This window comes from Pseudohalioglobus sediminis, from assembly GCF_008370495.1.
Classification (GTDB): Bacteria; Pseudomonadota; Gammaproteobacteria; order Pseudomonadales; family Halieaceae; genus Halioglobus.
On the sequence record NZ_VTUX01000006.1, the window covers coordinates 28,512 to 44,111 of the forward strand.

General features: G+C 50.3%; 11 protein-coding genes. 1 reads left to right on the forward strand and 10 read right to left on the reverse strand.

Translation table 11 applies throughout. The annotated features are described in order from the left end of the window. The first annotated feature begins 122 nt into the window (after positions 1–122). Entirely contained in the window at positions 123–1,073 is a 951-nt protein-coding gene (locus F0M18_RS12800) for a glycosyltransferase family 2 protein (protein ID WP_149611849.1), read from the forward strand. A 183-nt stretch (positions 1,074–1,256) separates the two neighbouring features. Here F0M18_RS12800 and F0M18_RS12805 read toward each other — a convergent pair whose 3' ends face one another. From F0M18_RS12805 to F0M18_RS12850, 10 genes are all read right to left on the reverse strand, one after another. Further along, entirely contained in the window at positions 1,257–2,306 is a 1,050-nt protein-coding gene (locus F0M18_RS12805; protein WP_149611850.1) for a glycosyltransferase family 4 protein, read from the reverse strand. A 480-nt stretch (positions 2,307–2,786) separates the two neighbouring features. Next, positions 2,787–5,261 (reverse strand): polysaccharide lyase, encoded by a 2,475-nt coding sequence (locus F0M18_RS12810; RefSeq protein WP_149611851.1) that lies wholly within the window; start codon positions 5,259–5,261, stop codon positions 2,787–2,789. 611 nt (positions 5,262–5,872) lie between these two features. Further along, positions 5,873–7,516 (reverse strand): polysaccharide lyase, encoded by a 1,644-nt coding sequence (locus F0M18_RS12815; RefSeq protein WP_149611852.1) that lies wholly within the window; start codon positions 7,514–7,516, stop codon positions 5,873–5,875. Positions 7,517–8,047: 531 nt separating this feature from the next. After that, the gene (locus F0M18_RS12820; RefSeq protein WP_149612028.1) at positions 8,048–8,905 is read right to left on the reverse strand and encodes a hypothetical protein; all 858 of its coding nucleotides are present in this window, start codon (positions 8,903–8,905) and stop codon (positions 8,048–8,050) included. Positions 8,906–8,944: 39 nt separating this feature from the next. Then, positions 8,945–10,066, reverse strand: coding sequence for a Gfo/Idh/MocA family protein (locus F0M18_RS12825; protein WP_149611853.1), 1,122 nt, complete (start codon positions 10,064–10,066; stop codon positions 8,945–8,947). A gap of 150 nt (positions 10,067–10,216) precedes the next feature. Beyond that, positions 10,217–11,398, reverse strand: a complete 1,182-nt coding sequence (locus tag F0M18_RS12830; protein ID WP_149611854.1) for an O-antigen ligase family protein — start codon at positions 11,396–11,398, stop codon at positions 10,217–10,219. Between the two features lie 244 nt (positions 11,399–11,642). Next, a complete protein-coding gene (locus tag F0M18_RS12835) occupies positions 11,643–12,140 on the reverse strand; it encodes a glycosyltransferase (protein ID WP_149611855.1) in 498 nt (165 codons plus the stop codon). After that, complete coding sequence (locus F0M18_RS12840; protein ID WP_149611856.1) at positions 12,137–12,655, reverse strand: glycosyltransferase family protein; 519 nt, start codon at positions 12,653–12,655, stop codon at positions 12,137–12,139. The genes F0M18_RS12835 and F0M18_RS12840 overlap by 4 nt, the downstream gene beginning before the upstream one ends. 144 nt (positions 12,656–12,799) lie before the next feature. After that, on the reverse strand, positions 12,800–14,155 hold the full coding sequence (locus F0M18_RS12845) for a nucleotide sugar dehydrogenase (protein WP_149611857.1): 1,356 nt from the start codon (positions 14,153–14,155) through the stop codon (positions 12,800–12,802). A 428-nt stretch (positions 14,156–14,583) separates the two neighbouring features. Then, positions 14,584–15,468 carry a sulfotransferase domain-containing protein gene (locus F0M18_RS12850; protein WP_149611858.1) on the reverse strand — a complete coding sequence of 295 codons (885 nt, stop codon included), beginning with the start codon at positions 15,466–15,468 and terminating at the stop codon, positions 14,584–14,586. Positions 15,469–15,600: the final 132 nt, after the last annotated feature.

A 15,600-nucleotide genomic window follows, 5' to 3' on the forward strand; every position in this document is an offset into this window, starting at 1 on the left:
CCTGTGTATATCTGTTTGCCCTACATCCCGTGCATTCCGCGCACTGGTCTCAAATGCTAATCAAGGCAGCAAGGCACCAGTCATCGCGGCGCATTTCGCAAACTGCTGAGTTCGTTTGGTAAATGAAGGCAAAGACAATAGACGTAAGTATTCTGATCGTAAGCTGGAACACGATAGAGTTGGTTGATAGCTGCCTAAGTTCAATTGAAGAACAGATTGGAACCGACCTTGCGGTCGAAACTATCTTGGTAGACAACGCTTCCGCGGACGGCACATCAGCACTGGTAAAAGAAAATTACCCTGACGTATTACTCATTGAGAATACAGAGAATGTCGGCTTTGCGAATGCGGTTAATCAAGCTGCCCGCGAAGCCAGCGGTAGATATTTCTTTTTGCTGAACAGCGACGCAAAACTTCTTGATCGAAAACTTCCTGAACTGGTGTCTCTCATGGATGCCGACGATTCAATAGGTGTTGCATCAGGCGCTCTAGAAGGTAGAAATCACCGTAGGCACATGCCATGCCGTGCTTTCCCGAGCCTGATCGACCTCGTACTCAGCTACACCGTCGATTGTGTTTATCAATTCCAGCGCGGAAAGCCGAGAAGTGGCCAACGGCGCGAAGTTGCCGAATATGAGAATGGCACAAAATGGTGCGAAACCGATTGGATACCCGGATGCTACATGTTGGTCCGGCGCGATTTAATGGATGCAGACGGGCTGCTTGATCATCGGATATTCATGTACTACGAGGATACGCTCCTGTGCCACAAAGCGTGGGACAGGGGGTACCGTGTCGTTTCGGTAGACACCGCTTGCGTCTACCATCACTCCGGAGCCAGCGCTCGACAGATTTCAACAACGACCACCTGTCATAGCTACAAGAGTAGCCGAATTTACGTTGAGTCACTAAACGGGCCACGCACTCTCTGGTGGTACGAGCGTTATAATCGTGGTGTCTGGCGACTGTTTATTTCAGTCTTCTTCATTCTGGAAAATGTAGGCCTCCGGGAAAAAGCTCAAGAGAAGCGCGCCCTGTTTTCTGCCCTGCTTAATATTCCCCGGCTAACCTAGCCCCCTTACCCAGTCTTTCGAATGATCGACTGAAAACAACCCAGGACCGTACATTTCCATGAAATGCCGTTGGAGACGAAAAAATCTTCGGTGCTGAGGAGAGCATGCACGCTTGAACAGGGATCGGCGGCTATTTCACCAACGTTTTATGGCTATGGCTGCTGGAACCTGCACTGGCGGCAACTACGCCAGGTTTAGATAGATAGACTTGAGTTTAGGCACAATCACTTCCGGGCAGTAACGCTCCTGATAGCACCGCAATGCAGCCTGTCCCAGGTGATTTCTGGACTCCACGTCACGAAAGAGTGACAGGATCGCCTGTGCCAGGCCATCAATATCGCCAGGCTCGACCAGCAGACCATTCGCTCCAGATTCAATCACCTCAGGAATGCCTCCCACAGGTGTCGCAATCAGCGGAAGCGCAGACGACATCGCCTCCAGGATGGACATGGGCAGGCCCTCGTTATATGAGGGGAGCAGAAATACATCTGCTTTTGAATAGTAGTCCGCTTTGTCTTCAATGCCGATCCAGCCTTCAACCGAAAAGAAATCTGCCAGACCCGCGGCAGCTATTTCCTCGTTCACTTTCTCGATTTCACCATCCCCGCAAAGATAGAAAACGCTGTCCGGTATTTGCTGCGCAATTCTTCCCACGGCACTTATCAGATCATAAACGCCCTTTCTCTCCCCCAGCTTACCCATGAACAGTACGGCAAATTGGCTGGAGTCACTCTTGGCAGCGTCTATTGGTATTTGCGGAACGAAATTGTTAACTACCTCAATTTCCGCATTGTCGGCAATGGACAAAACATATGCTTTCCAGCTCTCCGAGAGCACAATAACTACATCAGCGCGATGAAACGTCGATTTCACCATCTCCTTCGTTACAGTGGATGCACTGGAATAGAAGACTTTGAACTCCGAACCGTGTAAATGCAGTATTACCTTGCACCCAAATACCTTACCGATCAGTGTAAGCAGCCATTTACGGAAAAAACTACCGTAGCTTGCAACATGTATGTGCAATATTGGTTTCCGGGGAAGAAGCCGCAATAACTGGAAAATTGACCGGGCAAATATCATTAATCTGCTGAACACGGACCCGATATCGTGTGTCGCTATCCAGTGGTGGTCGTAGTCCTCGTACAGCCCAACGGAAATATAGTTTTCGACGACAGTCCTGATACCACCCGGACCTTTCGTTGAAAGCGTTATTATCGTAGTTCGATCCATAGACCCCTTCTCGCGTGTAAGCAATTCTGCCAGCCGCTCGCATGATGATGATCATGCACAGGCGTATTCGCCGGAAGCTTGCATGATAACTGCGTAGGTCTTGAACATGAATCGGAAAGGACACCAAATTTTACTTGAGAGCCGGTATCAACCCGCCGCGACCTCTTGTCGTAATGGAAACATGCGACGGATACGTGAGCGATTCCGTCCCAAAAAACCACTCCTGGCTACGACTTCAGCTCGCTGCTGAGGCCATAGGCCGATAACAGCCAACTCAACAAGCCCATATCCGCACAAGCGGGAGTGAAATATTCGCATCAGTTATCGAAAAAAAACGCCCGGGACAGTTGCCCGGGCGATCTCACACATTCAAATGGCTATGTTCACATAACAACTAGCTATCAGTTCCTGCCGCCATCATCTCTTCTGCCTGTAAATACAGCCCCCTCTTTGGGGCTGCTATTTCTTCGGGAGAAGTCCTTAAAGCGCCACATCCTCATATCTGGCATCGGGGCCCGACGCGATACGCAGCGCGTCATGATAAACGGTCTTGGCTGAGTCACTAGGGTAGTCTTTCAACAAGCCAAGCAACAGGTAAGGACCTTCAGCATCCTTCTCGATGTTACGGCCGACCCGACGAGCAACGAGCGTTCCGTCTTTCCACACCTCCAGGATGCCTGAAGGAGTACTGGAAGGCCGATAATGGATAACAAAGTCTGTCCATCGACCTACGCTTTCATAAACGCTACTCAGTACCCAGCTTTTTTCGTCACTTCCCCAACGACTGCGGATTTCCCAGTCACCGGATCCGCTGCGTATTTCAAAAGCTGCAGAACTTCTTTCGCCAGGATCTGGAGTCCTGAGAATCTCAGCCAGAATTTCGCGCTTCCCGGGTACATCCCAGTCATTTGGCAGATAAACACTAAAACCGATCCAGTAGTCTCGGTCAAAGACCATCTGTCTGTTTTGCTTTCCGACGATTTTCGCCTGGGTCCGCTTCTTATTATTGCTACTCTTGCTCACGGTAGACTTCATGGCGAAGTCACCGTCACGGCTGAGTTGGGTCGTCACTGTCGGACAGTTTCCGTGACAGTTCAAGAGGAGCTCACCCGTCTCAAATCCAACATTGTGATCCAGGCCGATTGAATCAACCTCCTCCGTAACCTGGTCCCCAGTACCTGTATCGGCGCACGAAGCAACGCGTTGCGTCGCCTGTCCTTGCATCATGACATCTTCAAAAGTCGCCCCAGCGCCTGATGCGATACGCAAAGAATCATGATACACAGACTTGACTGGAGCTTTATAAGCATCTTTCAGCAGTCCGAGTGCGAGGAAGGGGCCATTCGCGTCTTTCTGCGTATTCGGGCCGTTGCGCCGCGCAACCAATACCCCATCCTTCCATACTTCGAGAACGCCCGAGGAAGTGAAGGAGGGCTTATAGTGAATCACAAAATCTGTCCACCGGCCCACGTCCTCAAAAACACTTCCCAGCACCCAGTCTTTTCTTCCGCCCTCCCAAAGGTTGCGGATCCTCCATTCTCCGGTCCCTGTGTGAATCTCAAAGGCTGCGGAGTGGCTTTCTCCTGCATCGGGGGTTCGGCGCAGCTCAGCGAGAATTTCGCGTTTTCCAGGTACTTGCCAGTCCTCTGGCAGATAGACGCTGAATCCTATCCAGTAATCACGATCAAATTGCATCAGGCGATTGTTCTGGCCTTTGATAATCGCCTGAGTGCGCTTCTTATTCTTGCTGGTGTTACTGACCGTGGACTTCATGGAGTATCCACCACTCTGGCTGAAGTGGCTCGTTACCGTAGGGCTGTTGCCATGACCTTGTAGAGTAAAGTCGCCCGAATCAAAATTATGTTCCTGATCGAGTTCAGGTGACACTTCCCATGTAAACGCATCCTCGGAAACAGTTGAATCACAGGTGAGATATTCGTCACCGCCTGCTGGCTCCTCGTCGGCACCAGAGGGCTCCTCAGGGCTGCCGGTTTGGGAACCGGTAGAGTCTCCCGTGTTGCTCACAATGGTCTCTGTGGGCTCCTCGACGATGATTGCCGGTTCCTCGGAACTGCCGCTAGCGCTGCCTGAGGGCGCAACATCGCTGTACCTTGCAGTTGGACCCGAAGCCACGCGCAATGCATCGTGATAGACGAACTTACGAGGATTGCCATCAGTTTGCGTGTACAGGCTTGTATAGAGCCCCATTGTGAAATAAGGGCCACGCTCATCGTCGTATGCGTTAGGCCCGTAGCGCCTTGCTACAAGATCGCCATTTTTCCAAACCCGCAGAACGCCAGAATCCGTGTAAGAGGGCTTGTAGTGGATTACAAAATCTGTCCACTTACCTGTGTCCTCGTAGACGCTGTTGAGTGGCCAATTGACCTGTTGCTGACCGGTATTCCACCGACTGGTAATTTTCCATTCACCACTTCCTGTATATATGGCGAAGGGAGGCTGTTGCTGAGGCTCGCCTGGATCCACGGTAGCGTGAATCTGGGCCAGGATTTCAAATTTGTCGTAGTGCTTCCAGCCTTCCGGGATATACACACTGAAACCGATCCAGTAATCCCTGTTCCATTCCATCCATCTGTTCGTGGACGTCTTGAAAATACCCTCGGTGCGCTTGAGGTTTTGACTCGATTCGCTGAGGAAGGACCGCATGGAATATTTTCCGCTGCGGGCAGGAATCTCATCGGTGATTATAGGGCAGTTGCCATGACACCCGAGGCCGAGATCGCCCGATTCAAAGTCATGAACTCGATCAACGGCGGCCGAGGCGAGCGAAGGTGTCACGGACATCGCAGCGAAAAGTGCAGCGATACCCAGGAATTTGGACACCCCCTGCCAGTCGGCGCGGGTGACTTGTCGCCATGACAATTTGTCTACCAAGCATCCCTGCTTTTCACCATCGCTCTGCGATTCGTCAATCCGGTTGTTCGAGAGAAAATCCATGGTCTTTTGCCCCTAAATTTGCGGTGGAGACATCCAGCGATTCATTCACACGTCTCGACCAGCGATAAAACCTGCTCCCATACAGGCCAATCCGAAGCGCATTGTTGGCGCCGCCAGTAATTACCTATGATGATGGTAATGAGCTTGAAACATGCCTAAAAGGTATTTCTTGAGAAAACTGAAGATTTGTTGGCAAGGAAAAGATACCCGGGCTTGAGTTGAGACTCAGTTCACAAAATTGGGGCAGCAGCGCAGGGATGCGCACGGGAACCTTCGGATAAATCAGGGTGCCCGAAGCGGGTCGAAGCAACAGAGATGAGCGGAAGATATCGTCCTGAACAAGGACTCTCAAAGCCAAGCATTGATGAGCGTGGACAAAAGCACGCCTTGATCAACTCGAGCAGCGTCGATTTCAGCAGTGCATACCGAAACACATGAAAGTGGCTTGTGGACCGGAACATGCAATCCCGCAAGACTCGACCTTTGACGGTCGATATTCGAACCCGGAAGTACGGCGCAGCACGCCGTATGCTCACTTAATCAGAGTGCAAAAAAACCGCCGCTGGTATACCAACGACGGTTTCGTGATGATGTCATCTATCCATCAAGCACTAGGGCGCGACGTCTGAGTATCTCGCTGAAGAGCCGGACGCAATACGCAGAGAATCATGATAGACAGTCTGCGAAGACGGGCTGGTGTAATCCTTCAACAGACCAAGAGCCAGGTAGGGACCCTTAGCATCTCTTTCTATATTAGGCCCCGTGCGCCGGGCCACTAATGTGCCGTTTTTCCATACTTCCAGGATACCAGTGGACTTGTATGAGGGCCGGTAGTGAATGACAAAGTCCGTCCAACGTCCAACACTTTCATAAACGCTGTTCAGGGACCATTTCCTGTCACCGCTTCCCCAGTTGTTTCTCAGCGTCCAGTCACCATCACCAGTGAGTATTTCAAACGCGGAGGAAGATCTTTCTCCAGCGTCGGGCGTCCTGCGGATCTCCGCCACAATCTCCCTCTTACGAGGCACTTGCCAGCCGCTGGGAAGGTAGACACTGAAACCCATCCAGTAGTCCCGGTCAAATACCATCTCCCGGGCGCTTTTGTTACTGACAACAGCTTGCGTGCGCTTTTTGTTGTTACTAGAAGTACTGACCGTAGATTTCATGGATTTGCTACCGCTGCGGCTGAACTGGCTGCTCAGCGTCGGGCAATTACCATGACAAGCCATTTGTAGTCCGCTGCCGTCAAATAGGTTAACCAGGTCGAGGCCATCGCGGTCGGTAGATGTATCCCCATTGTCGTTGGAACTGTCTCCTGATTCCGGTGCTTCTGGCGGGGTCACAATAGAACCTGAGCCGCTGCCCGGTGTACCGGGAGGCGCCACGTCCTGATACCGTGCGCTGGAACCGGAAGCCACGCGCAGAGCATCGTGGTACACGACCTTGGCTGGTCTTCCGTCCGTTGCCGCAAACAGGCCCGTGTAGAGACCGAGCGTAAAGTAAGGTCCTGCATTGTCTTTGTAGGCGTTCGCCCCATTTCGCTGTGCAACAAGCGCGCCATTTTTCCACACCCTGAGTACGCCACTGGAGGTGTAAGAGGGTTTGTAGTGAATTACAAAATCAGTCCAGCGACCCACATCTTCATAGACGCTGTTGAGCGACCACTCTTTTTTGCTGCCACCGGTGCCCCATCGGTTGGTGAGCTTCCAGTCCCCGCTACCCGTGTAAATCGCAAAAGGTGGCTGTTGCTGGCTCTCTCCTGGATCTTTCGTGGCATGAATCTGGGCGACGATTTCGAACTTGTTATAGTGCTTCCAATTGGCTGGCATGTAGACGCTGAAGCCGATCCAGTAGTCTTTGTTCCACGTCATTCGCCTGCCAGTGGGGTTTTTAAAAATCCCCTCGGTGCGCTTTATATTGGAACTGCTTTCGCTCAGCGAAGAACGCATCGAGTATTTGCCCGTTCGAGCTGGAATGTTGTTTGTAACCGTCGGGCAGTTGCCATGGCACCAAAGGCTATCAAGCTTACCGGACTCAAAGTCATGCACCTGCTCCATGGCCGCATTGGCCACTGCTGGATGCACTGCAACCGTTACCAGGGTGGCCGCGATGCCAATGTATTTTGTGAAACCAGACCACCTCGAGGTCCCGGCACGCTCAAAACTACATTTTTCTCGACCGCGCGAAGCGGAAACGCCCTGCTGCTGACCGCTTTGCTCACAGTGTGAATTAGTCCTAATCATGTTGAATAACATCTTTACCTCTTAATGAATATTCCGAGCATGCCCCTGCTTGACGCCGGCTTTGGAAAGGCATGGCATTGGGCCATGGCGACGCCCTTGTACAAGGCTCGCAGATTTCCTATTCAGTGATGGCGCTACTACTCATTCGCGAAATGGCATTCCCCAAGCTCACGACGCTTTTTCAATGCCATCCGCGTTGGGCATGCAGACAGGCCTTCTCCATGCCATAAACAGGCCAATCTGTAATTTTTATAGGTATATCAATGTGTTAAAAATTCACGTTTTCTGGTTTTCGCTACCAACGCGGGGCTTTACTCAAACCGGGGAAGAAGTGGGGAGGGATTTGTCGATATTTGGCGACAGAGTATCTCAGCTTCAGGAAATTTTCTTATTTTTCAGATAGTTATGTTGTTGCCATTTGGCGACAAGTGCTGTCGCCGCGGATTTTGAGGGTGCTTCAACCCTTATACAAATTGGACCGCACTGGTTCCATCAGCAGCGTAATGCCGCCCGGGTTAAAGCGCTTGGCTGCCAATACTGACCTCAGTCTGAAAGCTCCTCGATCAGGTGATACGTCTCTTCTATGTGGCTGTGGCTCGACGCGCCGAAAAGTATCGACTCGACACCTTTCAACCCACATACATACTCCATTGCTTCCCGGGGTCTCAGTGCGCCGGCAGCGAGGGCCTGCATAGCTATTCCGCGTACCTCACCATCCAGCAGTGCTTTCTCGTTGGCCTCAATTCCGCCGGTCATGCGGAAGCCAATTTTATTCAATGATGCACAGATGATTGGTTTTTCGATTCCCAGACGATGCAGCCGTTCGGCTGCCAGTGGCAGATTCATCGTAATAAAACCCGGTTTCGCGCCATACTTGCTCGCTACATAGTCAGCGTAATGCAGAAAAAACTCGTCCATTCCCAGTCCCATCAGGAGGTCAGTAACAACATTTTGCAGGAATATGACCTCCGTGTTCGTTCCCTGGAACATTGCCATCTCCGCGTCCACCAGCATCTGCATGATCTTGAACGCATCGCGTTGAACTACCGCAGCACCACCCTTGATGAAACCTTCCATCACGTTCCCGCCGGTGAACCTGTTCAGGGCTCCGGTGATCCCTAGCTCTGTCACCGCATTCGCATATTTATGGGCATATGGCATACAGGGGTAGATTTTCCAGTCCGCGTACTTTGCGGGATTGGACCTGAAGTGGTCACAGATTTCCCCGATACGGGAGTAGGTTGTGCACATGAAGGTGCGAATTCCTACTTCATGTGCAGCGTCGAGCACCTTGAGTATTTCCCCAGTATCTTTGAAACGCTGTTCTTTCTTACGGGAGTTCTCTTGTGACAGGTGATCAACGCCAAAGAACTGGTTATCCCCAAATATCACTCTATCCATCATGTTCGCCTCGGCTGAGTCTGTTGATGCCGGTCCTGTTCAGGACGTGTAGTGGGCGTCGGACCCAGGATTAATGAGCAGCTTTAGTCTGGTCCAAAAACCGAGAGAGCTGAGATTTACCGGCTTCTTCGATTGCGAGATACCCGAATAGTCCCGTTCATTATCTGTAATCAATAGCTCTATGACGCGATCCGTTTCCCCGGAATACTGAATAGAGTTCACTGAGTCAGTGCTTCCTGCTGACACTCTTGCAATAAAATCGTCGACCTGTGCTGAGTATTCTTCTCCTCGGAGATAATAGTCGACAGGAGCCGTGTGGTCCGTCAGATAACTAACCTTCCATCCATGTTCACCATCTCCGCCACCTGCCTTGTTCAGGTACAGCTTCAACTCCTGCGCGTCCGCCTCGATCCTTCCCTTTGTCCCGGATATCTTGATACTCGTGACCATCTTGCGAAAGCTTTCCTCACTCCAGCTCACGGTCATCTGGCCACCAATACCGTCTTCGGTTATCAGGGTTGAATAAACCGCATCTTCGACATCCCGTGAGAAAACATGCTCAAGGCGTGTACCGCGCACTTCCCTGATTTCGCCAACCAGAAACTGAACAAGGTTGATCACGTGAGAAGCATAATCATACAGACATCCGCCTCCCTCTCCCCTGTTGGAACGCCAGGTAGCCTCCTTTGCTTCAACAACGACCGGGCCATAAGCCTCCGCAGAAAAGTGATAGATATTGCCCAACGTGCCTTCATCTATCAGGCGTTTGACCTCTCTGAACGTGCCAAGAAAACGATTGTGATAGCCTAACTGCACCAACAGTTTTCCTTCTTCAGCGATCCCGCGCAGCGTGGTTGTATCTTCGTAATTCAGGCAACAAGGCTTTTCCAGAAAAACGTGTACCCCCTGCTCCAAACAAAACCGCGCCAGCTGGAAGTGTAATTTGGTAGGTGTTGCCACGAAGACACAGTCAGGCTGTGTCTTTTCAATCATTTCCTTGTAGTCATCGTACATCGGTACAGAGGAGTACTTACCCATACCCCATCTCAGGAGCTTCGATGTGTCTGCGACGCCGACAAGTTCAACGCCAGGATGCGCATTCAGAATGGCACAATGGGATATTCCCATTTTACCTAACCCAATCAATGCCGCTCTTACCATAATTTGCTCCCTATCGATTCCACGCAATCATGCATCAAACAAAAATGCTTGACGCTGGCATGAAACCTGATTTCGGTCATATCGTTCCAAGACGCTTACAATTGCCGAAAGACCTTCGCAAAATTACAGCGCATAACCGATACAAATCTTCTAGCCTCCCGGTATATCCGGCAGACCGCTTTTCTCTCTGCGCTGTTCGTAAGCTACTCTGATCAGTATTGCAGCGCACAAACTAATCAGAAAAATTCGCGGCTGCAGCATAAACTGATTCAGCGTTATCGCAGAAATAACGATGAAGCTGAAGTAACCCAAAACAAACAGAACAAGCACTCTATGCCTTGGATTGGCAGAGCGGCTTGTCCGCATAATCCCGTTTATAAAAAAGTAATAAAGCGCAACCAACCAGAGAGCGCCAAGTATGCCGAAACTCTTCAGCCACCTTGTATAGCCAAGATCAGCTTTTGCCGCTACGTCCTGCAATTCGATCTCTTGCAGAGTCTTATACTTGGCTTCTTCATCCAGTCTAAGGGCCCCTACGCCATCGCCAAACCACACGTTCTTCTTAAAGTGCTCGATATCGGTCGACATAAAGTCCAACCTGGAACCCCAGGTGCCACTTGACTCGGATATGCTCTCAACACTGGACACGAACACAGATTCCAGGAGATTCTCTTCCATCGCATTTTCAACAAGAAGATACCCCGCGATGGAGAAGAAACCGGTAATAAAAAGTATCTTGTACTGACGCCTGAACAGAAGAAGCCCCATAATGACGATGGTCAACGAAAGAAGACGTCCGCGTGACTGCCTGAAAATGTGAGCAGCATACAAAACAACGGTCTTAAGACTTGAGATGCCTTTCTCTCGCGGTTCTTCCGACCATTTACTGAACTGCCACAGCGTCGACAACGTCAACAGATCCATACCTGGGATGTAAGCCCGTACGATACCGGAGCGGATACCCTGACCCTCAGCCCAATCGTGGTGAAATACCACTGGGTTGATGTAATTGATTACAGACAAACCGATAAGAATAAACGCAACCCACGTGAGAAGGTCCAGAAATTGGTGCAATTTCCTTGAGTCATCGAGGAGATACAGAATCACCAGGAAAGCAATGTAACACCAATAAGTTCTGGTGATGATGAGGCCGTCAATCAGAGGCTGTTGATAATTTATAGATGCCAGTGCTGCCTGTATGGCTATAAGAAAAAAAATACCGATCACTATCAGGACATAGGGCGTCATGTAGATGGACCAGTCTTTTGTTCGGATAAAGGCAATGCCGACACCCAACAAAAGCCACATGATGGCCATATCGGAAAATTTCACACCAGCGAGGGTCTCGGAGGGAGACAGAGTGTAAAAACCCGAAGGGAGGGCGAACAATACTATCAGGTACAGGTATCTCAAAATCGATTCCGATCAAATGTCAAAGTACACAGGTCCAAACTCCGCGGCATGGGCACTTTTCCACCGTAAATTCTCGGACACCAGATTCAAAAAAGCCTGAACGCAATTTCGCATTCAACCGGGTTCCGGGGGGAGTTTCCATAAAACTCGCTCATAAACCAGACTATGCCTCCACAATGAAACTGCGAATTCTGCGAATGAAGTCTTCTGGAGCAAATTTCTCGGCGCGCTTGAACTGGGCTTGCTTGGCGTATTCCAAAGCGTTGCTTATAGCTTGCCCAATCTCGCTTTCGTCCCAGGCTACAAAAATACCTTCCTTGCCCTCAAACTTCTTCGCAGTCGCACATTGATGGTCGGTTGTCGCCTCTCTTAACTCCGCGCGTCTCGGCATTATCACAAGTGGCTTGCCAATCGTCATCGCACTAATGATTGACCCCATGCCTGCGTGGGCAATCATTAATACTGATGCCTCAGCAAGTTGTGAGTACTTGGTTGGATCAACGAAATCGTGATGTTCGCTGTGCAAAGGCACATAATCCTGCTCCGAAAGCTTACCGACCTGAGCCACAATGTCGAGCTCTGAATTCTCACGGCCCCATTCATCTACTGCCTTTACAAGCCTTGAGAATGGCAACTCGCTTCCCACAGACAGAAAAATCATATCACCGCCCCCCAATACTCCGGGCGTCTATCGTCCGGCTTGTATCGCTGGCCGTCACCTTCCGCAACTTCAGGCCATTGCGTCAGACAAACGTCGGCATGCTTGAGAATCTGCTGGCCTGAAAAAGACAGTTGTTCCGCATTTGCGATGCTGTCAATCCAGAGTGTTTTGGCCGAGAACAGTTTTCCGATTCTCAGCGCAAAGAAACCCAATGAAGACCCTGTAGAGATCACGACATCAGGCCTTTCCCTGACGATCACCCTGAGCACGTCAAAGACAACTCTTATCTGCGCGAGCTTGTTCCACCTGTTAGCGATAACCGTGCGATAGAAGCGCGGCGTAGGTAGCGAACGCTCAGTCGCATAGGTCAGAACTTCTTCCCTGCACCCCGGCTCCGTCGTCATGTATGCAACATCGCAACCGTCAAAAGCTGGCCTGAATCGCATCAACTGCACCCAGTGTCCACCGCTGGAACTGACGGCGAGAACCCTTTTCTTGTGTAAATCGCTTCCCATTTATACGATCAGCCTGTTCTGATTCAGCAGAGAACCACCCGCCACTAGAGTGCTTTCATCCTTGTCTTGCACGTTAATTCCGTATCCAGATTGATATGCCATAGTGTTAATCCAAACGTGGATAAGCCCGTGAATGACTTCGAATCAGGCACGTACAATTCTATCCCTATGCTCACTGACATCCTTGGTAGCATTACGCGTATCGACAACGATCTTGCAGGAGTCAACGAGGCGACTGAAGTCGATAACATCGTGGTCAGTACAAATCAGCGCAGCATCAAAGCCACCCGCAGCAAGGTCGCCATCGCCAATCGATTGCATGCCCATCAGTTCCGGATATTCGCGGGTCTTAGGAATGACACTGACGTAAGGATCGTAGTACGCCACATCTGCACCAGCCTCTTTCAGCTTTCTAAGAATTAAAAGTGCCGGGCTCTCTCTTGTGTCATCAATATTCTTTTTGTATGCCACACCCACCAGGAGTATTTTTGACCGTCTCAATCCCTTGGCTAGATTCATGTCCAGGGCCTCTCGCAGACGCATCACGACATAATCGGGCATTGAGTTATTTATTTCACCGGCCAATTCGATAAAGCGTGTCGCCACGCCATACTCTCGCGCTTTCCAGGTGAGATAGAAGGGATCTATTGGAATACAGTGCCCACCAAGCCCTGGACCGGGATAGAATGGCATAAACCCGAAAGGCTTGGTTTTTGCCGCCTCAATGACCTCCCAGATATTGATCCCCATTTTCTCGAATGTCACTTTCAGTTCGTTGACCAGAGAGATATTGACCGCCCTGAAGATATTTTCCGTGAGTTTGACAGCCTCGGCTGTTGCCAGGGAACTCACTGGAACCACTTCGCCAACAACCAACTCGTAGAACATGCAGCCAAGGCGCAACGCATCGCTTGTTTCGCCTCCCACAATTTTTGGCGTAGTCGAGGTACTATACTGCGTATTACCGGGGTCTTCCCGCTCAGGAGAATAAACGAGGAAGACATCTTCCCCGGTCTTTAGGCCCGTAGCTTCAATTACAGGTCTGATTACTTCATCGGTTGTACCCGGATAAGTCGTCGATTCGAGTGAGACAATCTGGCCCTTCTTCAGATATTTGGCAGCCAGGGTCACCGTGTTTTCAACGTAGGACAGATCTGGCTCACGATATTTATTCAATGGTGTAGGAACACATATGACAATGACATCAACATCAGCAATCACTTCTGGGGAGGATGTAGCTTTAAGACTACCTTGTTCAACAGCCTTGGCCACCGCTTCCGATGCAACGGTCTTCAGATACGACCTACCCTGATTTATCTGCCTGGGTTTCTCCTCATCGATGTCAAAGCCAATGACCGATAATCCCTTTTCACAGAAAGCGATCGCCAGTGGCAGACCAACATAGCCAAGACCCATTATTCCAATTACAACCTTCCTGTCCGAGATTTTCTTGGCAAGTTCGTTGGCGATAGGAGAGCTTAACGCTCCTGAGTCACTCATGCTGATTTCCTTAACTTGGCCTGTTACAGGCGATGGAAAGTTAGACGTCCTGAAAAGCTACGATATACTCGCGATTTACTCTGTGCTCGATGCACCAGAGAGTCTAACCTGCACGGATAATTGTCGCTGCTTTTTTATCGTTTAACTAGAAGCACATCACAGATTTCCGGCATTACGTGAACGTTTTGCCCCCTTGCGAGACTGCCGGGTTGCCCGTGAATCGGGGCTGTCACAGAAGGGCTTCTTGGACTAATCTAGCTATTTTCGGACTATCCGTATGGCACATAATCTTCATCACCCGGCCTTACCCTGGTAGAAGATCTCCGCACAACAGCAAGCAGAAGTGCCGCTACCAGGTGTATGTAGCGGGCAATAGATTCAGGCAATTTGCCGGAAACAACTAAGCCAGTCGACCCACTAGCCGATGACTAGGAGATGTTGAACCATTTTCCCAGATCTAAGCCAGTCATCTGTTGTAAAGAGTCCATGTCTTTTCTATATCCGCGAAGCAGTCTTTCCCTCAGGTCGTCAGGCACTTTCAGGTCGCTTCCGGGTTTTTCATTCAAGGCCAGAATTCTCGCCCTCAGACCCAGTCGAAAGCGCTCATTTGGCAGAATCAGCCTTATCAGTTCTTTATGCCAGCCATCGCGTTTGATCAATCGAAGTAATCCAGCGCTTCTGGGTACCGCGGCCTGATGGAACTTCTCCACTGTTGAGTCGGGTTCGACAGTGGGATCGAGACCGAGAAAGTCGTAACACTTCCTGATTTCACTCACCGGGTCTTCTGCCAGGTCTTCCGAGAGCAAAAACAGCATGTTTGAGCGATCCACAAATGGCGTAAAGCGCTCCAGTTGCCTGGCATAAAATCCTCGATCAGCGTAGCTGTAGTGCATCCTGTTAACATCATCAAGCGCAATCCTTGCTGACTCTGCAGCAAGTGCATCCTCGAAAGATAGCTCCTCAAGTCCTCGACGGTAGGTCATCAAGTAGTGCGAGAATGCGCGATCCACCGGATTTCGAAACACAAAAATCAGCTTGATATTTGCCAGATCCAGATTCGCCCTCATCCTGTCCAGGCATTGAAAGAAATACATGTAGTCGGGATCAACCTCGCCGACAGCAGCCTCCCCATTCCAGTCACCAAAAAAATGCTCTTCGTAATAGCCGATGCCACGTGAGAATATCTCGTCTCGCAGGAAAAATTTTGTCTCTTTCTGCTCGGGAAGATACACCTCGGGATGTGCTCGAAGGTATTCGTGCAACGACGTAGTGCCACTCTTTTGAGCGCCGACAACTAGAAAATTCGGAAGCAAGACAGGAGACCAATTGTGAACCGATTCAAATACCGCTTCAGTTTAGATGAATCCTGATGCGTGCTGTAGCAAAATATCTGCATGAATCACACTGATTAGCAAAAAATGCGAAGGTGAACACATTTTCTCCCT